Origin of the sequence: Pedobacter cryoconitis, from assembly GCF_003259615.1 — a bacterium.
Lineage (GTDB): Bacteria > Bacteroidota > Bacteroidia > Sphingobacteriales > Sphingobacteriaceae > Pedobacter > Pedobacter cryoconitis.
The window spans coordinates 35,697-60,044 of sequence record NZ_QLLR01000030.1 but is presented as its reverse complement, the minus strand read 5'-3'; the positions used below and the strand labels follow the sequence as shown (position 1 = coordinate 60,044).

Annotated in this window: 21 protein-coding genes; 14 read left to right on the top strand and 7 right to left on the bottom strand. The window is 38.1% G+C overall.

The genetic code is table 11. The features are described 5' to 3' along the window. Positions 1-5: 5 nt before the first annotated feature. Entirely contained in the window at positions 6-1,247 is a 1,242-nt protein-coding gene (locus LY11_RS21725) for an alginate lyase family protein (protein WP_111635730.1), read from the top strand. Between the two features lie 48 nt (positions 1,248-1,295). Continuing rightward, positions 1,296-2,483, top strand: a complete 1,188-nt coding sequence (locus tag LY11_RS21720; RefSeq protein ID WP_111635729.1) for a glycoside hydrolase family 88 protein — start codon at positions 1,296-1,298, stop codon at positions 2,481-2,483. Positions 2,484-2,685: 202 nt separating this feature from the next. On the opposite strand, the gene LY11_RS21715 is transcribed toward LY11_RS21720, so the two are convergent. Beyond that, complete coding sequence (locus LY11_RS21715) at positions 2,686-3,288, bottom strand: tetratricopeptide repeat protein (protein WP_146610890.1); 603 nt, start codon at positions 3,286-3,288, stop codon at positions 2,686-2,688. Positions 3,289-3,529: 241 nt separating this feature from the next. On the opposite strand from LY11_RS21715, the gene LY11_RS21710 reads away from it, so the two are divergent. Together LY11_RS21710 and LY11_RS21705 are read left to right on the top strand one after the other, a co-directional pair. Beyond that, entirely contained in the window at positions 3,530-3,748 is a 219-nt protein-coding gene (locus tag LY11_RS21710; RefSeq protein WP_111635727.1) for a DUF4287 domain-containing protein, read from the top strand. Beyond that, positions 3,749-4,297, top strand: coding sequence for an N-acetyltransferase (locus tag LY11_RS21705; RefSeq protein WP_111635726.1), 549 nt, complete (start codon positions 3,749-3,751; stop codon positions 4,295-4,297). A 217-nt stretch (positions 4,298-4,514) separates the two neighbouring features. On the opposite strand, the gene LY11_RS21700 is transcribed toward LY11_RS21705, so the two are convergent. Next, the gene (locus tag LY11_RS21700; RefSeq protein WP_211321627.1) at positions 4,515-6,005 is read right to left on the bottom strand and encodes a serine hydrolase domain-containing protein; all 1,491 of its coding nucleotides are present in this window, start codon (positions 6,003-6,005) and stop codon (positions 4,515-4,517) included. Between the two features lie 495 nt (positions 6,006-6,500). Here LY11_RS21700 and LY11_RS21695 point away from each other — a divergent pair, with 495 nt between their 5' ends. The 3 genes from LY11_RS21695 (at position 6,501) to LY11_RS21685 (ending at position 11,549) form a co-directional block, all read left to right on the top strand. Beyond that, entirely contained in the window at positions 6,501-7,526 is a 1,026-nt protein-coding gene (locus LY11_RS21695; protein ID WP_111635725.1) for a hypothetical protein, read from the top strand. A 103-nt stretch (positions 7,527-7,629) separates the two neighbouring features. Next, the gene (locus LY11_RS21690; protein ID WP_111635724.1) at positions 7,630-10,185 is read left to right on the top strand and encodes a DUF6493 family protein; all 2,556 of its coding nucleotides are present in this window, start codon (positions 7,630-7,632) and stop codon (positions 10,183-10,185) included. Then, positions 10,182-11,549 carry an SWIM zinc finger family protein gene (locus LY11_RS21685; protein ID WP_211321626.1) on the top strand — a complete coding sequence of 456 codons (1,368 nt, stop codon included), beginning with the start codon at positions 10,182-10,184 and terminating at the stop codon, positions 11,547-11,549. The genes LY11_RS21690 and LY11_RS21685 overlap by 4 nt, the downstream gene beginning before the upstream one ends. Here LY11_RS21685 and LY11_RS21680 read toward each other — a convergent pair whose 3' ends face one another. Further along, a complete protein-coding gene (locus LY11_RS21680; RefSeq protein WP_111635723.1) occupies positions 11,550-11,903 on the bottom strand; it encodes a winged helix-turn-helix transcriptional regulator in 354 nt (117 codons plus the stop codon). It abuts the gene before it with no gap. A 159-nt stretch (positions 11,904-12,062) separates the two neighbouring features. On the opposite strand from LY11_RS21680, the gene LY11_RS21675 reads away from it, so the two are divergent. The 3 genes from LY11_RS21675 (at position 12,063) to LY11_RS21665 (ending at position 16,743) form a co-directional block, all read left to right on the top strand. After that, on the top strand, positions 12,063-13,022 hold the full coding sequence (locus tag LY11_RS21675; protein WP_111635722.1) for an aldo/keto reductase: 960 nt from the start codon (positions 12,063-12,065) through the stop codon (positions 13,020-13,022). Positions 13,023-13,173: 151 nt separating this feature from the next. Beyond that, positions 13,174-14,235: a helix-turn-helix domain-containing protein gene (locus LY11_RS21670; protein ID WP_111635721.1), complete on the top strand. Its 1,062-nt coding sequence runs from the start codon at positions 13,174-13,176 to the stop codon at positions 14,233-14,235. A gap of 111 nt (positions 14,236-14,346) precedes the next feature. Further along, positions 14,347-16,743, top strand: coding sequence for a TonB-dependent receptor domain-containing protein (locus tag LY11_RS21665; RefSeq protein ID WP_111635720.1), 2,397 nt, complete (start codon positions 14,347-14,349; stop codon positions 16,741-16,743). Between the two features lie 77 nt (positions 16,744-16,820). Here the strand turns inward: LY11_RS21665 and LY11_RS21660 are convergent, their stop codons facing one another. Next, positions 16,821-17,372, bottom strand: coding sequence for a hypothetical protein (locus LY11_RS21660; RefSeq protein ID WP_111635719.1), 552 nt, complete (start codon positions 17,370-17,372; stop codon positions 16,821-16,823). Positions 17,373-17,655: 283 nt separating this feature from the next. Between LY11_RS21660 and LY11_RS27255 the strand changes: the two genes are divergently transcribed. The 4 genes from LY11_RS27255 (at position 17,656) to LY11_RS21645 (ending at position 21,602) form a co-directional block, all read left to right on the top strand. Beyond that, positions 17,656-18,438, top strand: coding sequence for a response regulator transcription factor (locus tag LY11_RS27255; protein ID WP_111635718.1), 783 nt, complete (start codon positions 17,656-17,658; stop codon positions 18,436-18,438). A 171-nt stretch (positions 18,439-18,609) separates the two neighbouring features. Continuing rightward, positions 18,610-20,655, top strand: coding sequence for a CTQ-dependent lysine 6-oxidase LodA (gene lodA, locus LY11_RS21650; RefSeq protein WP_111635717.1), 2,046 nt, complete (start codon positions 18,610-18,612; stop codon positions 20,653-20,655). Positions 20,656-20,658: 3 nt separating this feature from the next. Beyond that, positions 20,659-20,835, top strand: coding sequence for a hypothetical protein (locus LY11_RS26780; RefSeq protein WP_170132746.1), 177 nt, complete (start codon positions 20,659-20,661; stop codon positions 20,833-20,835). Then, positions 20,835-21,602: a tryptophan 7-halogenase gene (locus LY11_RS21645; RefSeq protein WP_111635716.1), complete on the top strand. Its 768-nt coding sequence runs from the start codon at positions 20,835-20,837 to the stop codon at positions 21,600-21,602. The genes LY11_RS26780 and LY11_RS21645 overlap by 1 nt, the downstream gene beginning before the upstream one ends. A 113-nt stretch (positions 21,603-21,715) precedes the next feature. Here the strand turns inward: LY11_RS21645 and LY11_RS21640 are convergent, their stop codons facing one another. From LY11_RS21640 to LY11_RS21630, 3 genes are all read right to left on the bottom strand, one after another. Beyond that, entirely contained in the window at positions 21,716-22,111 is a 396-nt protein-coding gene (locus LY11_RS21640) for an immunity 22 family protein (protein WP_111635715.1), read from the bottom strand. Positions 22,112-22,198: 87 nt separating this feature from the next. Then, positions 22,199-22,891, bottom strand: coding sequence for a response regulator transcription factor (locus LY11_RS21635; protein ID WP_111635714.1), 693 nt, complete (start codon positions 22,889-22,891; stop codon positions 22,199-22,201). Then, complete coding sequence (locus tag LY11_RS21630; protein ID WP_111635713.1) at positions 22,888-24,333, bottom strand: sensor histidine kinase; 1,446 nt, start codon at positions 24,331-24,333, stop codon at positions 22,888-22,890. The genes LY11_RS21635 and LY11_RS21630 overlap by 4 nt, the downstream gene beginning before the upstream one ends. Between the last annotated feature and the right edge of the window lie 15 nt (positions 24,334-24,348).

The following is a 24,348-nucleotide window of genomic DNA, read 5'->3' as shown; positions in this document are numbered from 1 at the left end:
TAATTATGAAAGTAATATTCTCTGTTTTATCGGCTGCTGTTATTTACATAAGCCCGGCGGTATTTACCGCTGACTATCAGGATGTACAACCTGTTCAGCGAACATTTGATCCATCTGCCGAAAATGTGCCCGGCCCACCTCAAAAGGATGGGATAACAAAAGCTGCTTCCACTTTGCTGCGGAAACAAATTCTTGCAGAAGCTGCCTGGGCGATGACCCAGAAACCGGTTACTATAACCGAGGCTTCCTCGCCCAGAAGTGCAGGCGGTAAACACGATTTCTTTTCTGAAGCAGATTATTTCTGGCCGGACCCTCAAAATCCTGAAGGTCCTTACATTAACCGGGATGGATTAACCAACCCCGATAACTTTGTAGAACACCGCAAAGCGATGCTTCGTTTAAGTAAAGTGATCGGAGCACTTGCTTCTGCCTATAAACTAACCGGAGACGAGAAATATGTTACCCAGGCCATCAGCCATCTTAAAGCATGGTTTGTAAACCCTGAAACCTTAATGAACCCGAACCTTAATTTTGCGCAGGCAGTTAAAGGGAAATTTACCGGGCGTAACTATGGCATCATTGATACGATTCATTTGATGGAAGTAGCACAAGGAATGATCGTTATGGAAAAAGCCAGCGTATTTGACGAGCAAACTGCGGCAGCGGTAAAAGGATGGTTTTCAGCTTATACTGTTTGGTTGAATACCAGTAAACCCGGAATTCAGGAAAAAATGGTAAAAAATAATCATGCCACCTGCTGGGCAATTCAGGTTGCGTCATTTGCTAAATTATGCAATGATCAGCCAATGCTGGATTCTATGCGGGTGCGTTATAAAACCGTACTTTTACCCAATCAAATGGGAGCTGATGGCAGTTTTCCACTGGAAATGGCAAGGACTAAACCTTACGGATATGCAATCTTTAACCTGGACGCAATGACTATCCTTTGTCAGATTTTATCTACACCAGAAGACAATCTCTGGAAATATGAAACAGCAGATGGCAAATCTATAAAACTTGGAATTTCCTATTTATATCCTTTTATTGCTGATAAAAGTAAATGGAGCCTGAAGCCGGATGTGATGTATTGGGAAAACTTGCCAGTTGCACAACCCTTTCTTTTATTCGGAGCAAATGCCTATCAGGAAGAAAACTGGTATGCAACGTGGAAAAAACTAGACCATAACCCGCAAGTAGTAGAAGTAATCAGAAATCTGCCTATCCGCCACCCATTAATCTGGATGTAAACCTGTTCAATAAACAAGCACCAATCAATACTAACTAAGCGAAATAATATGAAATTGAAAAGAAACTTAACACTGGTCGCCTTGCTGTGCCTCTCTGCAGGAAGCGCCGTTCAGGCACAAAATGTAAATGTAGCCAAAGCACTCGTTCCTGCCGAAAAGCAAGTTGAACTATTGCTTAAAAACTCAGTAAAGGTCATCGCAGCAGAACCAAAGTTTATTGCGCCACGTACGCTCGAAAATAATCAATTGAAACTAGTGATTGGGAAAGACTGGACAAGCGGTTTCTTTTCCGGGATGTTATGGTATCTATATGAGTTAACCAAAGATCCAAAATGGTTAGAACCAGCTAAAGAATTCACTCAAAAACTAGCACCGCAACAGTTCAATACCGGAACGCACGATTTAGGATTTATGGTGTATTGCAGTTATGGTAACGGTTACCGTTTAACCAACGATACAAGCTATAAATCAGTTATTATACAAGCGGCAAAAAGTCTTTCTAAAAGATTTAACCCGGTAGCAGGAGTGATCCGCTCCTGGGATCATAACGCTGATAAATGGCAGTTTCCTGTAATTATCGACAATATGATGAACCTGGAATTGTTATTTGAAGCGACTAAACTGACCGGAGACTCTTCGTTTTATAAAATTGCAGTGAGTCATGCCAATACGACTCTTAAAAACCATTTCAGAAAAGATTACAGCTCTTACCATGTAGTTGATTATGACCCGGCAACAGGTGCTGTGAAGTGGAAAGGAACCGCTCAGGGCTATAGCGACCCTTCTGCATGGGCAAGAGGACAAGCATGGGCTTTATACGGTTATACTTTATGCTATCGTGAAACAAAAGATATTGCTTATTTAAAACAAGCAGAAGGTATTGCTAAATTTATTCTGACTAACCCGACAATGCCTGCCGACAAAGTACCTTATTGGGACTTTAACGACCCTCAAATTCCAAATTCACCAAAAGATGCGTCTGCAGCAGCGATTACCGCCTCAGGTTTGTATGAATTAAGCGGTTATAGTAAAGAAGGTAAAAGCTATAGAAAAACAGCAGATCTGATTCTGAATAGCCTGATTAAAAATTACACAAGCAGTGCCGGAACAAATGATGGCTTTATTTTAGCACACAGCACTGGTCATAAACCTGCGAAATCTGAAATAGATGTACCCATTATTTATGCGGATTACTATTATTTAGAGGCTTTGAAAAGAAGTAAAGGAGGAAAGTAACCATTTAGAAAAAGGGAATCTTTACCCTGCTAAAATGCCCCCAATTTATATGAATTGGGGGCATTTGCTATTTTAGTTTGTTCTTCTTCTTTCCTCCTCATTCCAGGGCTGCACTGCTTAATGTTCAGCCTATCATTTCCAAAATTAAACATGTCATTGACTAAATAACCAGAAATCTTAAGCTATACTTTTATTCCTTAAACTATTCGTCGTCCAGTAAAGAAACACAATCTTTTCCAAGCAGAGCCTTACGTTCAGGAAGACTAGCTAATGAAGTCGTGTCTTTGATGCTTTTATAAAGTGAAGTCAGGATACCTAAAGTTCTTTCATCTGTTTCACAAGCCTCAGATTTTTCAAAATAGGGAATAGTTTTCAGTACCTGAATTTTATAGGCTTTAAAAGCAGCCGCATTTAATTCTGCATTTTTAAGCTTTGCAGCCTCGGTTACCTTACGCCCTAAAGTATCACATTTCTTTAAATTGATAAATCCCAACGCAGAATAAGTTACATAATAACCCGGAACAAGTTTAGTCACTTTTTCATAAAGAGGCTCGGCTTTTTCAGGTTTGCCCATGGACTCATATATTCTGGCCAGGTGGAAACTAACATTGGCAACTTGTTTGTCATTCAATTCGGTGGAACGGCTCAATAAGGAAGATGCTTTTTCAATCGTAACTGCCTTTTGATCTTCATTCATCCTGGACTGCGTATACTCAAAGTATAATTCTTTAATGTCCTGATTCTGAGCAAATGTGGTGCTCATTCCTATTAAAAGGAAGAGACTAAATAGTACTGTTTTTTTCATGGGTATAGATCGTTCTAATATTTCTGTTTTCATCTTTTTAATAAAAACGATCTAATATGCGATTAATTTAATTTATTATGATGGATATTATTGTTAATAATTAAAATAAAGTCTTTCCTGTATAATGTCTTTTGTCTGAATCTTTACAATAATTTATCGCTTTGATGCGCATACCGATAGAGATAGTTTGTCTTTTTTTGCTGCGCTATAAATCCTATCTTGTCGTAACAAATATAATTTTATGTCATTTCAAGCATATCTCGACACTATTAAAAAGAAAACAGGTAAAGGACCTGACGAATTGAAACAACTTGCCGACCAAAAAGGGTTTTCTGAAAATGGGAAACTTAAACCAGAGGTCAAAGCCGGGCAGATTGTAAGCTGGTTAAAAGAAGAATTTGAGTTGGGGCATGGACATTCGATGGCTATTTATGCACTGCTTAAAGGGCTGAAAGAATAAATGAAACTTACTTATGAAATTAAACCTGCTGATGAGCTTTCTCCCTTAGAAATAGCGGTAATCCTCAACTATTGGGAAGAGCGGGAATGGAACACTTTAACCGTGGAGGAATTTAAAGAGAAATTTTCCGGTTCCGAGTTTCATCTTTTGCGGGATGAAAATTCCGGCATATATTGTTTGACACGGATTAATTTTGACTTTAAAATAGAGTTGAATCATTCTGTATACAATATTTGTGAGCTGGTTGGTCTTGTTTCTGTAACTAAAAATAGGGGATACGGACAACAGCTACTACAGCATATTGTCCATAATTTAACGACCCGGAAGATTGAATGTATTGGCTTTTGCGCAAAGGAGCTAAGACCTTTTTATGAAAAATGTAAGCTATCAATCTTGTACAATAAAGCGGAATATCTTCAGGAAAAGATTGCTGACGGACAATTTGAAGCTAATTCTGATGACGATATTGTGATCATTTCTATAGCAGATGATCAGTATAAATTATTAGCAGGCCTTAATGAAGATTGTATAGGTTATTTATTATTTTAAGGTTTTACGCAGCTTAGCTGATGGAAGCCCTTTTCCTCAGCGTAATGCTATTATATTTATTTCAGTAGCCGTAGTACTGTTTACACTGATTGGGCAAGGATTAAGTTTGCCATGGATTGTAAAGCGATTAAATAAGCAAAGCCCCACATTGCTGTGAGGCCTGTTTAATTATTTGATTAACGTCTTTCTGGTTATCTGTTTGACTAAACTATTTGTTTTAACTGCCGGAAAGCGCTTTAATACGATTTGAAGCATTAGTGTTCTTAGGATTCAGGGCTAATGATTTTTTATAACTCAGAAGAGCTGCTTTATAATCGCCCGTGATTTCAAGAATTTCTCCTAAACTATCATGTGTATTTGCACTTTCAGGGTAAAGGATCGAATTCAATTTAAGAATTGCCAAAGCCTTGGCTATTTCCTTCTGGCTTAACAATTTATATCCCCAGCCATTGAGTTCATCTTCTCCAGGAGAAAACGCCGGATCTTTCTTTTTGAGCCCGGCCATTACGGCAACTGATTTATCAAAACCCTGCTTCATTAATGCTGTCCTTAACTTTTGAATAACCGGAGATAAACCAAAGCCATTTGCTTCGTGCATATCGGGAATATAGTATGCGCCTATTTCATCAATAAACCTTTCCGGATTAGCGCCTAATAAATTAGTTAGTACTACTATAGAAAGATCATCCTTCAGGTAGACGAACAAAGCAGATCTGCCGCCACCTACCGGGCCAACAGCAGGATGATCCGCTCTGGTTACCGTTGGCCATCCCAGGGCATAGCCATTAGTCAGCTGATTAAACCCGCCTATTTTTCCATTATTTAATACTGCTGCTGTCCATAATGCGTCTATACTGGTTTTATCTTTTAATAGTTTCCCACTCTGCAGGGCGATGATCCATTGTGCCATATCCTTTGAAGTCGATAAAATTCCCGCGGCTGTTCTGAAAAACACAGGAAACTGTATATAGGCAGTGCCGGGACTTTTACCTCTCACCATCCGGCCGTTAATAAATTTATTCATTGTATAGGCACCCGCAGAGTTTTGAACCACATCATACGAATCGCCAAACCTTGTTAACTGCATTCCGGCCACTTTAAACTGCCTGTCTTCTATAAACTTTGTGAAATGTACACCACTTAGCTTAGTAATGATTTTTCCAATAATAACATAACCAGTCTGGTTATAACTGAATCTGTCGCCAGCATTAAATTCCAGAGGTAATGTTTTTACTTTTTCCCACGCGCGGCTCTCATTCGCATTTTCCAATACCTGTTCATTCTCATCAAGAATATCTGGTAAGCCTGATGTATTGGTTAATACCTGCTGTAAAGTTATTCCCTGCCAGGACACCGGCAAGCTGTCTATATAAAGTGAAATAGGGTCGGTGATTTTTAGTTTCCCTTCCTCCGCCAATTGCATCACTGCAACTCCAGAAAAAGCTTTGGTAATTGAGTTGATAGAGAAGATGCTTTGATCTGTTGCAGCAATAGAATTTTCCAGATTGGCCGTTCCATAAGTTTTTTGTTTGATCAGTTTTCCGTGACGGACTATGGCCAGTTGTAACGCAGGAATGTGCTGTTGCTGCATTTTTTGTGTGATAAATACATCAATACTATCTGGCTGATCAGAATTCTGTGCCTTAGATAAATCAGGGATTAGCATTCCGGAAATCAGGAGCGTGACTGTAAGCAGTTTGAAGTTCATTTTGTAAGGAGAGGTTAATATACTATTTTCATCGTTTCTGCCTCAATTAAGAGGTGATATGTATAAGATCAATATTTATAAATTTTGTTACAATCCGAATTTAAGAACAAAAAAAATCCCTGCAAATAAGGGATTTGCAAGGATAATCAAGTATTGCTATAAGTTTTATAGCCAGTAATGTTATATAACTATGAACAATATAAAACTCCCAAAGTAATAAATACCCATACTCCAATGTAGAAAAAACCTAAAAGGGCTGTTATTGTGTTATCTTTCATATCTTTTGTATTAGACAACAAACATAAAAATTTTTTATAAATTATCAGCCTAATAATATTCATTAATGCGTATTTATATGGTTTCTAAAGCCAATAACCATTCCTCAAAGAATCCTTTACTTTTCTAGTCAAAGAATAATGTTTAACCTATCCGGTAATATCTTTATTTGATTATCTTCCGCATTGTTTATAACCGACCTTTAAAAGCTCACCAATAATGAATAAAGCCCTGAAGATAAGCCGGAAAGAATATGTATATAATCTGGAGGCTAAGGAAATCAATCCGATCAGCAGTTTTTTTGCCAGTACAACTGGAAAACTTATACAGGCTCCACCTATAGCTTTAAGCGCTCAGTATGAAATTTTTATCGACCAATGTGAAGTAAAAGATACCGATCTGAAATTGCTGTTTACTACCGGACTATTTGAACTTCAAAATATAGAATTGTGTCTTTGTTTACCAAAAGAGTGGGAGATAAGGCGCTTTGTTACTTCTCAATTTATAGAAGAAACCTTTATGGTTGACTTATTAAAAGAGCTGACTATAAAACTTGAACGTAAAAAGTCGGCATTTAAAATTACCGAAGGTCTTTTTCTCGATCGTAATAAAGCACCATGGAATAAGCTTTCATGGGAGCAAGAGCTTGAGGGTTTAGTTTGTGTCAACTATAATTGGAATGAAAACCCTCATCAGGAGGAAGGTTTGAATGATGCAGAAGAAATGATAACAATTTATACTTTAATACCAGTGTATAAAACTGAGGGCGAAATTAAAGATAAACTGAATGAAATATTAATATCAAAAGATCAACTGACCTGGGATAACATTGCTTTCCCATTGAATAGGGCTATAGCTCTTCAAAATCTGTTGAATGATGGAGTGACGACAATGGAGCTTCCGAAAATTCAAAAGGCTGTAGAGGCGGGTGCAGAAGTTAACAGAGGATATATAGAAGAGCACTGGCAGATTGGCTTTTATACCACCCAAACTATTTTAACGCGTGCTTTTGATACTGAGAATGTATTATTGATTAAATACCTGGTTGAAAATGGGGCAGAAGTACCTGTAAATGCACTTGCTTTCCTTGGAGGCTGGGGAAAGCGGAATATCTTTGAATATCTGATCAATAAAGGAGCAGATATTAATTCAAAATCTGTTGAAATGTCGGCTCTGGAGCGTGCAAAATCTTTTAAAAATATAGAAGGGTTTAATGACTTAATCGCTTTAGGTGCAGTTGAATAATAATCAGGTAAGAAATTGGGGATAATTATTATTATGCTATTTCTGATTATCGGATATTATCTGTGATAATCTGGAATAACCCCAATGATTAAGAAAGAAAAATATGGATGTAATAAAACAGTTTATAAAGGATAAGAATTGGCAGGAGGTTTTAAATTATTATAAGGCTTTAACTGTGCAGGAACGTACTCAGACAATTGCTTATCTGCATACATTAGATTTTACTGTATTATGGGAGTTGTATAAACATGGGTTAATCAAGTTTGATGAAGAGTTGTTTGTCAGGGCACTCTTTACAATTCCTATGTTCAAAAGAAATACCCGGGAAGATGCTGATTATTTATGGGACAACCCAGAAGTATTGACCAAGGTTTTCCTTCAGTTTTATAAATATGAAATCCCTGTTCTGGACACTTCTAAATGGGAAACACCAAATGGGACTGTCTGTAAAAGAGTGACTGAATTCTGGACAGAAATATTTCAGCTTCTTTTGGAAAAGGGGTACGTATTTGATCGGCTTCTTATTCAGCAGCTGATGGAATCATTGTTAAACAATTGGAAAAAACCACATCTTGATTGGCATACCCGGCTATTGGAACTGTTAAAAACCAGTAAAGGAGAATACTTACTTCATCAAAATCTTCTGTTTTCTTTACTCAATACTGGCAGCACGGGTTTGATAAATTTTGCTGTCAAACAAATTCATTTGTTATACAAAGATGAAGACTTCGATCATGCCGGGTTTTTAGCTAATATTCCTGTTATTTTTTCAAAAGAGAAATGTGAGAAATCAATTTTGATCAGTCTGGAAATAGTAGATTCTATATTATCAAAACCTGATTATAAAGATAAAAGCATTGCTGAAGAACTAAGCTTATTATTAATACAGCCTGATCTTAAAATTCAGGAAAAAACGGCCCTGATGCTGGTGAAATATATTGCTAAGGAACTTTTAAATGAACTCGTTCAACCTTATCATGATAATCTGAAAGGGAAACCTAAATCTATTCTTGGTCTGAATAATTCAGTAGTAAATATGAACCCGGAAAGTGGAAATCAAGGAATAGGAACTGGCAACCAAGAAACAAAAACTGGTAATCAAGGAACAGGAACTGGCAATCACGGATCGGAAAGTGCTAATCTTGGAACAGAAACGGAAAATTATGAATCTAAAATTGACACCCATGAATCAGAAATTGCCAGGCATAAAGCTGAACAAGATCTACTACTTGTTCCGGTCAATATCCCATCTACCTGGGAAGAGCTACTTTTCCAAATTGGTGCCTGTATCAGAACGAAATCTGCGTTAGATATTGACTTGTTTTTTGAAGGATTGAATCAGCTGCAGGATATAATCCCTTCCGGCTTTGAAAAGCAACTTAAACCCTATGGTAAACAACTTTTTAATAAGTTCTGGGGAAATGAAGTCATGACTTGTTTTGCTGATTTTATGGATTACTGGATCAATAAAAAGGCTATTGTTAACGAAAGGAGTGAAGAGTCGGTCCCGTTTTTAAAACATAAGTCCCTATGGATGCAGCAAAAATTAGCTTCCGGTAATTCGGCATCTAATACTTCATTCTCAGGGAATTTAATTTCTAAGCTTAAAATACCATTTCTTTCTACCCCTACACATGTTCCATTTTACATTCACCCGGAAATCCTTATCCAACGTTTGCTTCAATATGAGGCCCAAAACATAAAGATTGAACCTGAAGATCTGGTTGTGGCATGTAATAGACTGCTTTATAGTTTTGTCAACGAAGAAAGTATCCGGTTAGCCAAAACATTAAAAGGAAATTATGCAGATGCTATTCACTACGCTCTGGGTATCTCGGATGAACTTAAACCAACAAATGACTTATTACCCCTTTGGACGCAGATTGCGAGAATAAAACACCCGTCTTCTAATTTCGATCGATTCGAAAGTACCAGCGCTAAAGCATATCCGACTGTTTGCAAACCTTTTAATCTTGACTTTAGCGTGGAGATCGATAAAAATGAATATGCTACCTGGTATCGTTTAGCATTAGAAGATAATTGGAATAGTGCCTGGTTTTATCAAAAGAGAACAACATCTTATCCCACGCTTTTTTATAATCTGGCTCCTTTTAAAACAGGTTATAGAGAAGAGATCCCTTATCAGATGAGCTTGACACCTCAATACTTAGAAGCTTTGTTATGCAGGTATATTCCTGATACCTCCAGTGGAAATGAAGTTGCTGAACTGGAAGATTGTTTATATCCGCTTCAATTTTTGCTAAATCATCAATTAAGGATATATCATAGCGGATGGCTTTACATTGCAGTCTGTCTATTATTTGAAAAGAAAATTTCCAGAGATCTTGCTGCTGAGTATATTGAGTTCTCAATTTTAAATAAAAAGCAGAATTTAGCCTTTTTAGCCACAATAATAGGGAGGTTGGTTGCACTGAATTTTTCTCCTGTCAATAGATTAATAGAATATTTTGATAAGCCTGTGGGCTCCATAAAAATTAAAGAATTTCAGCTGCTTGTTTTAGAAAGCTGTATTCAGCATTTTGATGTCAATAAAATACCTGCTAACAGCAAAAAGATAATTGCTTACTATATAGATTGGTCAAAATCTCTTAGTAAAGAAATTGATACCCTCACTTTAGCAAAATTGAAAGGCAAATGATCCCGGATTTTGAATATCGTTATAAAAGTGCCTCTACCATAACAATTAAAGGAAATGATAAATCTTTTATCCTGTCCCACTGTTCAGAGGTAGAGAAAGATAATTATGTACCTTGTTTTTTTTATGGAAATATTATCAATTCATTTATCGCTTCAAAATGCTTAAGCACACTGGCGAAAACTGTTCGTGCTCATTTTGCAATTACTCCTGATCAGCGGATTAGCCTGCGTGATCCTATTGTTTCTGTAGGGAATGAACAGTTGCATTTTGAAGCATTTTCCTCCTGCAATAGTATATATGCAAGGATAGATATACTAAAAGAAGGGATTGATGGCGAATTTATTCAACCAGGATGTACCAATGTAGACTTTAATGATGCAACAATAAGAGCTTTCAATACGGTTGGAAGAAATGAAAAACTGTTGATTGCTGTGGGGTCCAAAGACATGCAGGTCATCACTGAAAACGCAGCAACTACAGAAAAGAAAGTAAGTTTGCCAGATCGGTGGATCAAAGGATTGGGAAATGTGCAAGTTTATTTATCTCAAATGAATTTGATTTTTAAACTTGATAAAATCCAGGCTATACAATTGTTCCGGGCTTTGCCAAAGACACCTGTTAAAGGAGATTATTTTCTCGTGAAATCGGGAAATGCCTATAGTTTTTCTACACAGCAAAAACCTGATAGTGTCAGAATTGGAGGTATACACCGGCTTAGTCTGATCGAAAATTTATTAATGTTTATTGATAGTATTTCTTTTTATCAGAGTCAGGATCAGCAAAGTACCGCGATTACTTTAGATTTTAAAGATATTCGTATGTTATTCTTATTATCTGATAGTGTTTACAGAGGATTTTCTGGAGAAGGGAAGAATCTTGAAAATCTGACAAGTGAACTACCGGATGAATTGATAACTGATATTAATCATTTGTTCAAGACAAATGAAATCTTTCAGCCAACACTTATTTCTATAGCAAATGACCTTCAATTTACAACCATGGATAATTTGCAGGCCTCGCTTTCAAGCATTGGCTTACTGGGGTATGATTTATATACCAATTCTTATTTTTACAGAAAGCTGCCTTTTAGATTATCACGGCTTAAAAGCTTGAATCCAAGAATTCAAAATGCTATTAAGCTTGTTAATCAGGGGGATATTGAGATTTTAGTGCAGGACCAAAATAGCATCAAAGCGCAGGTCAAAGGAAGTTCTGGTGTAATACATACAATTTTGGGAAAGAAAGATGTATCGGGAAAGAAAGATGATGTTTTTCAATGTACCTGCAACTGGTTTACTACGCATCAAAATAACAGAGGTTTGTGTAAACACATTCTCGCAGTAAAAATGAAGATTAAGAGGTAATCATTCCTGCGATTTTATCACTTTTTCTAATGCTGCGCGATGATCTTCTCCCCACTGGGCGGCAAAACCAATCGCAGGTATTAATGTTTTCCCCAAAGGAGTCAATTCATATTCCACTTTTAAAATACTTTCATGATAAGTAATTTTAGAAATGATACCATGATCGGTTAGCTGTTTCAGCTGCGTATCTAAAACCCTTCTGGATGCTTTAGGTATTTTTCGCTGTAACTCTCCAGGGCGTTTAATACCTGAATAAATACACCAGATCAGATTGATCTTCCATTTTCCATTGATCACTTCCATGAACAAGTGTAATCCGCAATCCAGTGAAACTGGAATCTTTTTTTCGTACACAGCAAATTGATTTAAGGCTCAAATATAGGTCATACAAATATACTATTAGCTATAGCTGAATTTAGCCGTACTTGTATCTTATGGCTCGTATGATGAATTTTACAACATAAATCAACAACATAAATCAACAACATAAATCAACAACATAAAATCAAAATCATGAAATATAAGTTATTTGGAAAAAACACAGGATTATATGCTAGTGAACTCATATTAGGTGCCTCCATGCTTGGAACACGAAAAGGGTACGGCGCAAAACCTGAAGATGCAAAGCAGATATTGGCTGCTTATGCAGATGCCGGAGGTAACTTTATAGATACTGCCGATACTTATCAATTTGGTGAATCTGAAGAGCTGGTCGGAAAATTTATTGAACATCAGCGGAGTAATTTTATCATTTCCACTAAATATACGCGAAGTAGCGAATCCAAACCGGCCATCAGTAATTCCGGAAATCACCGTAAGGCAATGAAACAAGGTGTAGAATTAAGTTTGAAACGCCTGAAAACTGATTACATAGATATTTATATGCCACATTTCGATGATGGCGTAACTCCTTTTGATGAAATTATAAGAGGGCTTGAAGACTTGGTGAGTTCCGGAAAAATCCTGTATACTGGTTTGGCAAACTTTCCCGCCTGGAAGACAGCTGCCATTGCGAATTCCTCACATTTAACTGCCATTCAGCTGGAATATAACTTATTGCAGCGCACTGCTGATCGTGAATTCATTCCTATGGCTGCTCAATTTGGTTTAGCTACCATGATGTATTCGCCATTAGCAGGTGGTCTGTTGACAGGAAAGTATCGTAAAGGTGAAACCGGACGTATGAAGCTTAATCAAGCTTCGGATTACCAGGAAAATGAGCTCACAACAATAATAATCGATCAACTCTTTGTCATTGCAAATGAACTTCATGTTGAACCTGGTCAGGTCGCTTTAGCCTGGATTTTATCAAAAGGTGGTTTCCCAATAATCGGGGCACGTACAATTGATCATATCAATGCTGGTTTAAAAGCTACATCTGTTGAATTAAGTCCTGATCATATCATTCAACTCGATCAGCTGAGTGCTGTTATTTTAGGCTATCCACATGATTTACTGGCGACCGTTCAATGAAGTCAGTAGTATCTATAAGCTGGTTTAACTAAATTATCAATTAAAAATATATAATTGAATCTTAATATTCCTTATTTTTCATGAAATTACACGCTGTAGTTTAAATTGGAAAATTAATATTTAACAGGACTAAAGATTAAATAGTTTATATATGAACGTCAGCCAGGGACTCTTATTCTTTTTCAGTGCTTTGGGTACTTTCAACGCATTGATTCTTGGCGTTTATTTTTTCTTCTTTACGCGGAAAAAGTATCTGACGAATTATTTTTTAGGTGCTTTGCTGTTTGTTCTGAGTGTACGGGTCGGAAAATCCGTTTTCCTGCATTTTAATGGAAGTCTTCCTAAAATTTATCTGCAAGTTGGTCTTTCTGCCTGTTTTTTCATCGGTCCATTTCTTTATTATTTTCTGAGATCTGCTACAGGGCAAATCGGTACACTCAAACGCAGCTGGACCTGGAGTCTTGCACTACTGTTTACGCTCATTATAACAGCAGGGATAAGATTTCCATACCAGGATTACCCGGTGCTCTGGACCCATTATTTCGTATGGGCAATTTATACACAATGGCTCATTTACCTGCTTTCTGCCGGATTTTTACTCAAAGGAATGTTTAAAAAGCTGCTGCTGAAAGAATCTCCAATGACTGCGCCCGAAACATGGCTTTTAATGATCTTTATTAGTAATGCTATCATCTTTATCTTTTATTTCCTTGCACTTATCAATGCACCTTTTACCTCTTATATCAGTGGAGCAGTTGTTTTCTCTTTCATCTTATACCTGATCATTTCTGTCATCCTGTACCGAAAGAAAACAGATGATTTATTCCTGCTGACACCAAATAAACCGCCTGTTAAAAGAGTAAATGAAGCAGACGCAGAAATTCTGATCAGGAAGCTCGAAAAAATAATGCTTGAAAACGAATTTTATAAGAATCCTGACCTCAAACTAAGTGATCTATCAAAAGGAATTAACATTTCCAGTCACCAGTTATCACAATTATTAAATGATAATCTTGGGAAGAACTTCACCACATTCGTTAATGAATTCAGAATAAAAGAAGCTTGCAAAATTATCAGTACGGATGACAGGCTTACCCTCGAATCTATCGGTTATGAAGTAGGGTTTAACTCTAAATCCACCTTCTTTGCTGCCTTCAAAAAACAAACCAATACTACCCCCTTAAATTATCAGCAAAGTATGCTGAAACAATAGCGCATGAAGTATGGATTTATAAATCCGTACTCCTGATTCCTGTTTATAGCACCTCTGGATACGATTTCTTTTGGACTTTCGCCTTGAAACAAATTCAATCGTTAAAAATCCATGAAGCTCTTTTTTCTTTTAGCAGTCAGTTTTACTGTACTCAATTTTTTTCCGGCAAGGCTTAAAGCCCAGCATATCATTTCCATTTCAGGTCACGTTAAAAGTATAAACCAGGACGCATTGATAGGGAATATAGCCGTGTTGGCTGTCAATGACTCCACTCTTCTTAAAGGAACCAGTTTTAGCAATGGTAACTTTGAAATTTCAGACCTACAGCATAAAGAAGTCTTACTGAAATTTACCTCTTTATTATTTGCGGATACCATCATACACGTAAAGTATCAGGGGCAAGCGCTCATTAACCTGGGGAGTATTATAATCAGAGACACCAGGATGCAGCTTAACGAAATCCAGATCAGGAGCCAGACCCCATTAATCAAATCAAACCCTAATGGAAATATGGAGGTCAATGTAGCCAGCACCATTTTGGCTGGCAGTAGTTCAGTCAATGAAATTTTATCAAAGGCTCCGAATGTGATCGTCAACGAAGGGAGGATTTCCATATTCGGTAAAGGAGACGCTATTATTTACCTGAATGGTACACAAATTACGACAGAAAGAATGGCCTCTATCCCGATTTCGCAAATTTCAAAGATTGAGATCATAACTAACCCATCCTCGAAATACGACGCAGAGGGAAAAGCCGTAATTAATATTGTAATGAAATCTAATACCATGGAGGGGGTTTTCGGCTCTGCCATTCAGCAGGTTAGTGCCTCAAAATTTGCAGGTGCCGACGCGAACACTTTACTGGATTTAAGCTCTGCTAAAGGCAAATTCTCCATGACAGGTAATTATGGACTTTTAACTGGAAAAAGCAGGGAGATCTTATATACAACCAGGACCAGGCCGGCTCAGCAGGATTATTTAAAGTCTGAATTAACGACAGATTGGAAACGTAAATACAATAACTTTTCGAACTTTGGTTTTGGAATCCAATACAATAAGAACCCGCAACAGAATATTTCCCTGGGATATAGTGGCAATCTTGAGGATTTGGGCGGAAGTCAGCACAGTAAAAATAAGATCATATCAAATCAGGGTTCCAGTTTTTATACCAGCAATATTGCTAAAGATGAGGCCAGGCATAATCACTCGCTGACTTTAAATTATAATAAAATTCTGGATACACTGGGATCGGTGCTTTTTGCAGGAAGTCAATATTCACACTTTAACACGACTATTCATGATCTGATTTCAGAAACCAATACTGTAAATGATAACAATACCTATCGATTGCTAAAGAATGATGTGCAGCATCAAATCACGATTTCAAGCACGCAATTAGATTATGCGAAGGCGTTCAATGCTAACCGCAAACTAGAAGTGGGTACTAAATTCAGCTATGCCCATACCTCATCAGGTACAAAATTTCTGGTTGCTGAAAATGGGGAGGACTTTACTTTAGCTAAGGATTTGTCCAGTGATTTCAATTATACCGAGCGTATACCTGCTGCCTATTTTAACTATAGTGACGCTATGGATAAACAGACAAAATATGGATTTGGGATCAGGGGAGAATGGACGGATTATAGCTTGAAAACTACTGTGGGTGGTGGACAAGTAGTTGAAAATAAGTATTTTAATTTTTTCCCTAACCTGTTCATCCAGAGAAATATCTCAGAGGATCTTAAACTACGTGCCGCTTATACCTCAAAAATAACAAGACCGAGGTACCAGGCATTGAATCCTTTTGTAATTTATCAGGACCCTTTTACCAGTATAGAGGGGAATCCTAACCTGATTCCGGAAAAAGTACACGCTTTTGAACTAGGGGCCAATTATAAAATATTTGACCTGAAAGCGGGTTATAATTACACGTTAAATCCTTTAAGTGCGGCGGCTTTAAGAGGTGAAAAACCAAATAGTTATGTCTTAAAAGCAATTAATCTGGAACGCGACCATACCTGGTTTACCTCCTTGTCGGCCTCTTTCAATACCAAATGGTGGACAACTGTAAATACGGTTAATTTGAGTTATAGTAAATCAATTGATCATCAGTTTTCTTTTGTGACCGTAACGCCAAGACCGCAGGTATATTTGTACTCAAATAATACTTTTAATGTACGTGAGCTGTTTAAGGTTCAAGTGCTTGCCTGGTATGTGGGTGATCGGTATTATGGGCTTTATTATAATAAAAGCAGGTCTACAATTACTTTAGGTCTGGAAAAGAATTTCTTTCATAACTCGTTGAAAGGGAGGTTAATTGCAAATGATATTTTTCACAAATCAAATACTGCGGGAAATTATGGAGTAGGACAAACAGATATTTATTTTGACCGGACTCTCCATACAAATTATTTCAGACTTATTGCAAGTTATACTTTTGGGAGACTGAAAAACTCTGTTTATCAAAATAAGCAGACCGGGCAAACTGAAAATAGCCGGGCAAACTGATAATAGCCAGGTAAGCTGAAAATAACCGGGCAAACCAAGAATAACCGGGCAAACCAGCCTCTCCATAAAGAACAAATTTACATCAGTTGTTTTCTGATCTTTTTCACCTTGCCAAAGAATGCGATACTTTCTTTATCAACCAGGAAATCCATGGTTTGAAGAAGCTCTTCTTTAATCCAGTTATGTTTGGTATTGAGATTGGCCAGGATATTCAGACCATGCGATTTTACAGCTACAGGGACTTTCTCGTCAATCAGCCAACCGAACACCGTATTGACGAGGATTTCTGTATCATAATTTACAACAATCTCTTTTAAAGCTACTGGTGCATTTTTTTTAGTCATCAAAGCCAGGATTTTGCTGTAATGTCTGCGTGCAGATAGATTGTTCTGATCCGGAAGTTTGGCCAGAAAATAGGTTGCATAGGGTAAAAACCTTTCCTGATCTAAGGAAAATACATTTTCCAAAACCCATGCAGCTCTGAAGGCAATTTTTTCCTCCTGATGAAAAGTCAAATCGATAAGTTCCTTTGTTGAAAAATCCTGTTCTGCTGCAATCAGTGCCAGTTTTTCTACTTTGCTTTTTTGCAGTGTCGTTTTTAATGAATTAAGCAGAGCAGGAGGAGTCATAGACTAAAAATAGTATTTTATTGGTACTAATGTATATTTTATTGCTACCGGTTATAAATCTTTGCCTGCATTATTTTTCAAATTAACCACGAATTGCTAAACCGATACTGTTTTTATATTTACGTTTTAACTATAAAATAACGCGTTATCTTAACGCATGTAAATGCCTTTTTATCGTAAATAATAACCCATGCTATTACTGTTTTTTTTTATTGCTATGTAACAGATTGTCTGTATATTGTGATGTGTATTCCTAACCAGTTTACATCGAATTAACGCTCCAATGAAAACGAACAACAAGCCAACCTGGCTTGGCTATTTAAGTGCGCTCAAAAATAAAGGAGTCGAAGCTGAACAATTAAAATTAACAGGCTTTGATGATTTTTTCCTCGCTAACGACTTCGCTCAATCGTTTTTAATGCACAGTATCCCTTTCATCTATTTGCTGAATTATAAAAGTGGCTTATACATTAATATGTCTGAAAATTTCGCAGGTTATAACGCTGAATGTTTCTTGAAAAACGGTATTAACCATACACTTGAAATTTATCAGCAGGACCATTTAAGGCTATTCAATGAGGAGATCTTTCCTGACCGTTTGCAGATTTTAGAGAACATAGCATTCGAAGATCACAAAAATCATATTTTTTCTTATCAATCTATGATCAAAAACAGAAACGGTCAGCACGAGCATTTCTTACAGCGTAACTGCTTTATCTCAGACGAGGAACGGAATCCGGTGTACAGCATGGGAATCCTGATAAAAATCAATGGTTTCGGCCCTGTAATTCAAACAGTAGAGAGAATTGACGAAAATAGGGCCAGGGAAAATGAAGTTATTTGTAAGAAGGTTTATTACTTAAATAAAGAAGATCAGATTTTTTCCAAACGTGAAAAAGAAGTCCTGTTATGGATGGCTGAAGGCTTAAGCAGTAAAATGATAGCTGATAAATTATTTGTTAGTGAGCATACGGTGATCAATCACCGCAGAAGTATGCAGCATAAAACCAATATGCCAAATGCAATTGCACTCGTTGGTTTTGCGATTAAAAGCGGGATAATTTAATTGTTGTTTATATGATCTAATTTTTGTTTGTCTGATTTAAATTGTTGTTTGTCTAATTTAAATATCTGAAATATAGTGTTTTATGTGTTTTATTTTCTTAAATTATATAGCCTCACAAGAACGCTCAAATCACCTGCAAGGCTATCATTATCTAAATTAACCTATCAAATTATGACATTAAAAATTCACCCATCTGTCGGTGTTGCCCGTTTGGGCAATAGCCCGGATCAAATTTGCCTTACTCCGGTTACTATCGGAGGGCTGCCCTTTGAGGCTGATTATTACGGAAACGTAACTACCGGGCACGTGATTAAATTTAAAGATGAAATCGGGCTGGTTAAACGGCAAGGACAGCCTTTTAAAATCTACAGCGACGATGGAACAGAGCTTACACTTGACTCTCCTGATGTGGAGTCAATTACCTGGACAGTGCATCTGGCCAGTAAAAAAGCTGCCTGGTATCAATTTAGTGAATTGAAGGGCAATCTTTTGTATGGCAATTCAAACAGTTACCATAATACAGGTGTGAAATTTCGCAACGACGCGGTAACCGGATCGAATAGAAAGACGCTGCTTGTAGATCCCGGTCCGAGAACCATTTCTGGAAGAGAACAAGCCATTACTTTTACTAAAAATGATGCACCTGCCGGTTATCCGGTGGAATACCCGCCTGCAGAAGTGACTTACGGCACACCTATCAGGACTTTAGGAGATCTTCGTACTGATAATCAAGGTCGTCTAGTCGTTTTGGGCGGTTATGGAAATGCCGGCGGAGATAAGCCATTGACTAATTATGGTGGTTCTGATACCTGGCACGATGATATATCGGATGGCCCTGTCTACGCGACTGTTGTATTTAACAATGGGGAGCCTGAGCAAAAACTAACCGCATGGATCATTGTTGGCTCACCAGATTTTGCCCCGGAGATCGTCAATATTTCAAATCTGAGTGACACGATGTTTGATGTTGGAGTCAGACATTTTAACCTGGTTCCCCAATTGTATAACAATGGTCAATATAGTACCACATATGTTGCTGACTATAAGCGGGATATTCTTCCGGTTATTCAGCGGATCAACCGGTATCAATGGGTATCCAATGTACAGGCTATGTCGGCTTTTTGTTCTAATATCTTTGATTTCTCAGACCCATCACCGGATAATCTGGATAACCGGATGAATTATTTTTCTTATTTCAGAAGACCCGATGATATTCCGCCTGTATTACCGCCGGATGAACAGCCTCAGCAGAAATTGTTCAGGGAACAAGGAGAAGATTATTTCCCGATGATGCCATCAGGTTCAGGCAGTAACTCGGTCAGTGAGGTTAATATTGTAAAATTCCTCGCTTTAGATGAAACGCAATATTTCCTGTTAAGTCAATGGGCAAAAGGGTGGTTCGTAAATGATGCTGTTCCTGCACCTTACCCCGTAAATCCACACGATACCGCAAGTGTAGGAAACTGTGTCGGTTTACCGATGTGCCCGGGAATCGAAGTGACCTGGAGTCTGCAAAACAGTAAGTTATATGAATCACCTTATGTAATTAAACACCACAAAGATGAAGCTTATTACCAGGAAAATGGATTAACCCCTTCCAGAGACGAATGTGAAGGCGGAGGCTGCGAACCTGGAGATTTGACGAAAAGGATGGCTTGTCCGTGGCAAGCAGACTTTTTCCAATGCACAGTACAGTATGTTAATTTTACTGATCCTACCATTAATAAAGAGAACGGTAAGCCAAAGCCACCCACTTATTACTCTTACTGGTGGCCGCCTCAAAGTCCCTGGGATGTGATTGTAGGCGAACTAACCGTTGAAGGGCAGCTGGCTTCACATAATCCGGCGGGTGTACAAGTAAATTATGCACGCGGAGTAAATACTTTTGTACAAATGGTCGAGCATTGGTCATCCTTAGGATTTATCCGCGATCAGAATGCCGGGCAGCCAGGTTTCCCGTATATTGTAGAAACAGAGCGTGTGAATGAGCTGTTCAGTTATAAAGATGTGGGTGTAGGGGAGATCAGCGGAAATCCGGAGGACGATGAAACAACCATTCCGGTTTATTTTATTGAACCAGACAAAAGGCTAATCAGAAACAGAGGCGGCAGAGGAGAAATGCTCGCTAACTTCCTGGAAACACAAGCATTCAAACCTATCGCTGTCAGTGCTGCAGGCCTGGGACTTCCGCGTTCGGGCTCACGCAACAGGAGATAAGCGATGTCAGAAATTTATAATACCGATGTATTGATTATCGGCGGAGGGCCTTCGGGCACCTCCGCCGCTTTAAGTTTGCTGGATCAGACCTCTTTAACAGTTATCCTCACAGATCATACCGCATTTGATACCAGCAGAATTGGAGAACACGTAGATGCCAGTTTGTTTAACCCTTTTTGATGCTTTCTAAAGTTGTGGAAAGAGGCGGAAAGATCTTTCCCAGAACAAAATGTACAAACCTTATACAAAAGGAAAATGGGCATTGGGAACTGCAGATGAAACATCAGACCAGGGGGGATTTTATGATCAATGCAAAATTTCTGTTCGATGCAAGTGGCAGACAGGGCCATCTTTGCCGGATGCTGGATTTGCCTATTGTTAAATATGATCAGTTAGTCGGGGTAGGTGCATTTCTGCATTTTAAAGTGCCTAAAGTAATTGCTCAGGAAATGTTCATTGAAACGGTAAAAGATGGCTGGTGGTATTGTGCTGCTTTGCCCGGACAGCGTATGGTAGTCACGCTGTTTAGTGACGCAGATGTTATCAAAAAACAGCAATTGCGGCAGCCGGAAAACTGGAATGCGTTGTTGTCGGCCACCAAAAATATCAAAAAGCGGATTCAGCATGCAGTTGCTGATGAACAGCCCTGGGTAAGAAATGCTTTCTCACAGCTTACTGATTCCTCTTCCCGGAGTAACTTTCTGGCCATAGGCGACGCTGCAGCAGCATTTGACCCCATTTCTTCCATGGGAATAGGTTTTGCTGTTTCTTCCGCTTGTAATGCTGCCCGTGCAGTGGATTATTTCTTTAGCGGCAATGCGGATGGTATCAAATCTTATCAGCAGGACATAAAAAGTATCTTTAATCAGTATCTGGACTTGCGTAAACAATACTATCGTACAGAACAGCGCTGGGCAGAAGAGCCATTTTGGGAAAGAAGGATTTAACGGTATCCTTTTATACAGCAGCATACAAACATCAATGCCGGAAACAGGATTTTCGGCATTGATGTTTTTTATCATGATAACCTGCTTTTAATAACTATAAGCCGGAGTTTAATTTAGGAAGGATTAGTAAAGCTACCCAGGTAAACCAGGTTATTATAGCTGTTTAATGGTTTATCTATAGTTAGCTCGTCATTTGCATAACTGATGATTGCATTGACTAAAGTCATTCCTTTTTTAACACCTGCCTGGTAAATCGCAACCTCTAACTGGTCGTCCCATATCGGTAATTCTTCAATAGCGCTCTGAATACTGATCCTTTTTCTGCTATGGTATACGGTAATCCAATCTTCATCATAAGCATTTTCCAGGTTCAGATCTTTGCCGAACTGGCTGCGCTGATTAGGATCTGAATTATCTTTGATGAATTTAGACTGATCAAAATATTTATCAAATTGTTCTTCAGACTTCTCTGTGGTCCCTGCCCATACGTGAATCTTTTGCTGTGCCATCTTTTTTTTATTAACCCCTGTTTTTAGTGGAGCCTTGCAAGGTAAGGGTTTTGCGAGGGAATTGGTAATTTAGCCCTCACAATTAAGTTAACAGATCAATTTATAACCAATACTTCTCAAGTTCATGATTTGAATACCCGGCTCATCCTTCAGCAATTTCCTTAAATGGGTCATAAATACATCCATACTCCTGGTATTGTAATAATTGTCGTCCCCCCAGATCTTAATCAGTGCCTCCTGACGCTCCAGAACATCATTTTTGCGCAAAATCATCATTTCCAGTAAAGCACATTCCCTAAAAGAAAGGGAATGCTCACCTGATGAGGTATTTAATTTCTGTAAAACGGTATTCAGCTGGCAATTGGCGAAGGAATAAATTTTGTTGGTTTCAACTGTCTCACCGATTGTATCTTTCCCGAAACGTTGTAACAAGGCTTCCATTCTAACCAGTAATTCTTCCATACTGAATGGTTTTTTGAGATAGTCATTGCCGCCGGATTTAAAGCCTTTTACCACATCTTCCGGAAGTAATTTGGCGCTTAAAAAGATAATAGGCAGATCCGGCTGACTAGCCCTGAGTTCTTTTGCCAGCGTATAACCATCTTTAGAAGGAAGCATAATATCCAGAATACAAATATCAGGCTTTAAGGAAAGGTAAGCGTCCATGACTAAATTGCCGTCTCCAACAACCTGAACCGTATAACCGCTGCTTTTTAGCCCGTCACTAACAATATGCGATAAAAATGGCTCATCTTCTACGTATAATACTTTCAGGCTCATGATGCTATAGGTAAGGTGATGATAAAATTGGTTCCATTTCCGGGCTCACTTTTAATTTTGATAGTTCCGCCATGTTTTTGTACGATTTGTCTGACATAATGAAGCCCTAAACCAGATCCTTTAATATCATGCGTATCACCTTTCACAGGAACCCTGAAGAATCTTTCAAATATCTTTTGATGATAAATCCTATCAATTCCAGGTCCGTTATCTTTGAAACTCAATGTTACTTTCTCCGTATCATATTTACACGTGATTGCCAAGGACAGTTTCTTCCCTGAATATTTAAAAGCATTATCAATCAGGTTATAAAATATATTGGTCAGATGAACCGGGTCACCATAAACAAAGCAAGGTTCCTTTAAAAGGTTGAACTGGATATTTGCCTCACTGTTTTGTAACCGCATAGCGGTGACTACTTGCTGCAGACCTGATTGTACATCGTATAATTCCAGGTTCAGCGGCTGATCTGTTTCAGTTCCGCTACTACTATTTAATGCTTTTTCAACCATCAGGTCTAACCTTCGCATTTCATGCTGACTAATGTCAAGATAACTTTGCAGGGTTTCTGGCTTGTTGATCAGGTTATATTTTTTGATAGATTCCATCGCGACCAGTACTGTTGCAATAGGTGTCTTAAGCTCATGGGTCATATTGCTGATAAAATCTGCCTTTGCTGCTGCATATAATTCCTGACTGCGTAACAGTTTGAGTATAAAATAGAAAGCGGTACAGGTTAGTAAAATCATAAGGATGGAGGAGGCCAGATAGTATCGCATCCGATACCAAACTACGGTATTGATACTAGCCAGGCTCAATTGACATCTATAGATGTTCTGAATATTATAGAGATAACTTCTGCTCACAAATGCTGGTTTGAATCCTTTTGGAGCATCGCTCTTAAATGCTTTTGTAGTGTTATAGGAATAGATGTTATAATAAGCTTTGGAGTTAATACCAATTTTCTTTAAGCTGGTACTCAGGGTTTTTTTCATTTTTACCAGGGACAGGCTATCAATTAATCGCAGTTCCTCCGGAGTCTTTCCTGTACTGGATACCACAGGTCTTCTGCGTTTGTTTGAAGAACTATCCTTTAAGTTTAAGCTCAAAGTAACTGCTGTACTATCATTATCAACAATAATACTGGAGGAAGCGCGCATACCTTGTATTTTCATGTTATCAAATGCCTGGCGCAGCTGTTCCCACTGCGGAGAAAGAAAAAGTTGCTTAGCCAGCAGCAGATTACCCGGATCTGTAAATGTGGAAAGGCTATAATATGAATTGGTTTGAGCAGTTCTGCTTACCAAACGTTCTATCTCATCTTTGAGCTGTTTCTGCTGCGCCTCAAAAAGTTGCTGTAGCCATACTACCTGAAGTCCTGTGCTTACCAGTAAGGAAAGCACGATCAGTATATAAGTATATTTTGCTTTGAACCATTTCATAGGGTGAAGTTCCTC

Excerpts from the sequence above, each read along its gene's own strand:
- LY11_RS21725 (WP_111635730.1), top strand. The coding sequence starts at position 6 with ATGAAAGTAATATTCTCTGTTTTATCGGCTGCTGTTATTTACATAAGC.
- LY11_RS21720 (WP_111635729.1), top strand. The coding sequence starts at position 1,296 with ATGAAATTGAAAAGAAACTTAACACTGGTCGCCTTGCTGTGCCTCTCT.
- LY11_RS21715 (WP_146610890.1), bottom strand. The coding sequence starts at position 3,288 with ATGAAAAAAACAGTACTATTTAGTCTCTTCCTTTTAATAGGAATGAGC.
- LY11_RS21710 (WP_111635727.1), top strand. The coding sequence starts at position 3,530 with ATGTCATTTCAAGCATATCTCGACACTATTAAAAAGAAAACAGGTAAA.
- LY11_RS21705 (WP_111635726.1), top strand. The coding sequence starts at position 3,749 with ATGAAACTTACTTATGAAATTAAACCTGCTGATGAGCTTTCTCCCTTA.
- LY11_RS21700 (WP_211321627.1), bottom strand. The coding sequence starts at position 6,005 with ATGAACTTCAAACTGCTTACAGTCACGCTCCTGATTTCCGGAATGCTA.
- LY11_RS21695 (WP_111635725.1), top strand. The coding sequence starts at position 6,501 with ATGAATAAAGCCCTGAAGATAAGCCGGAAAGAATATGTATATAATCTG.
- LY11_RS21690 (WP_111635724.1), top strand. The coding sequence starts at position 7,630 with ATGGATGTAATAAAACAGTTTATAAAGGATAAGAATTGGCAGGAGGTT.
- LY11_RS21685 (WP_211321626.1), top strand. The coding sequence starts at position 10,182 with ATGATCCCGGATTTTGAATATCGTTATAAAAGTGCCTCTACCATAACA.
- LY11_RS21675 (WP_111635722.1), top strand. The coding sequence starts at position 12,063 with ATGAAATATAAGTTATTTGGAAAAAACACAGGATTATATGCTAGTGAA.
- LY11_RS21670 (WP_111635721.1), top strand. The coding sequence starts at position 13,174 with ATGAACGTCAGCCAGGGACTCTTATTCTTTTTCAGTGCTTTGGGTACT.
- LY11_RS21665 (WP_111635720.1), top strand. The coding sequence starts at position 14,347 with ATGAAGCTCTTTTTTCTTTTAGCAGTCAGTTTTACTGTACTCAATTTT.
- LY11_RS21660 (WP_111635719.1), bottom strand. The coding sequence starts at position 17,372 with ATGACTCCTCCTGCTCTGCTTAATTCATTAAAAACGACACTGCAAAAA.
- LY11_RS27255 (WP_111635718.1), top strand. The coding sequence starts at position 17,656 with ATGAAAACGAACAACAAGCCAACCTGGCTTGGCTATTTAAGTGCGCTC.
- lodA (WP_111635717.1), top strand. The coding sequence starts at position 18,610 with ATGACATTAAAAATTCACCCATCTGTCGGTGTTGCCCGTTTGGGCAAT.
- LY11_RS26780 (WP_170132746.1), top strand. The coding sequence starts at position 20,659 with ATGTCAGAAATTTATAATACCGATGTATTGATTATCGGCGGAGGGCCT.
- LY11_RS21645 (WP_111635716.1), top strand. The coding sequence starts at position 20,835 with ATGCTTTCTAAAGTTGTGGAAAGAGGCGGAAAGATCTTTCCCAGAACA.
- LY11_RS21640 (WP_111635715.1), bottom strand. The coding sequence starts at position 22,111 with ATGGCACAGCAAAAGATTCACGTATGGGCAGGGACCACAGAGAAGTCT.
- LY11_RS21635 (WP_111635714.1), bottom strand. The coding sequence starts at position 22,891 with ATGAGCCTGAAAGTATTATACGTAGAAGATGAGCCATTTTTATCGCAT.
- LY11_RS21630 (WP_111635713.1), bottom strand. The coding sequence starts at position 24,333 with ATGAAATGGTTCAAAGCAAAATATACTTATATACTGATCGTGCTTTCC.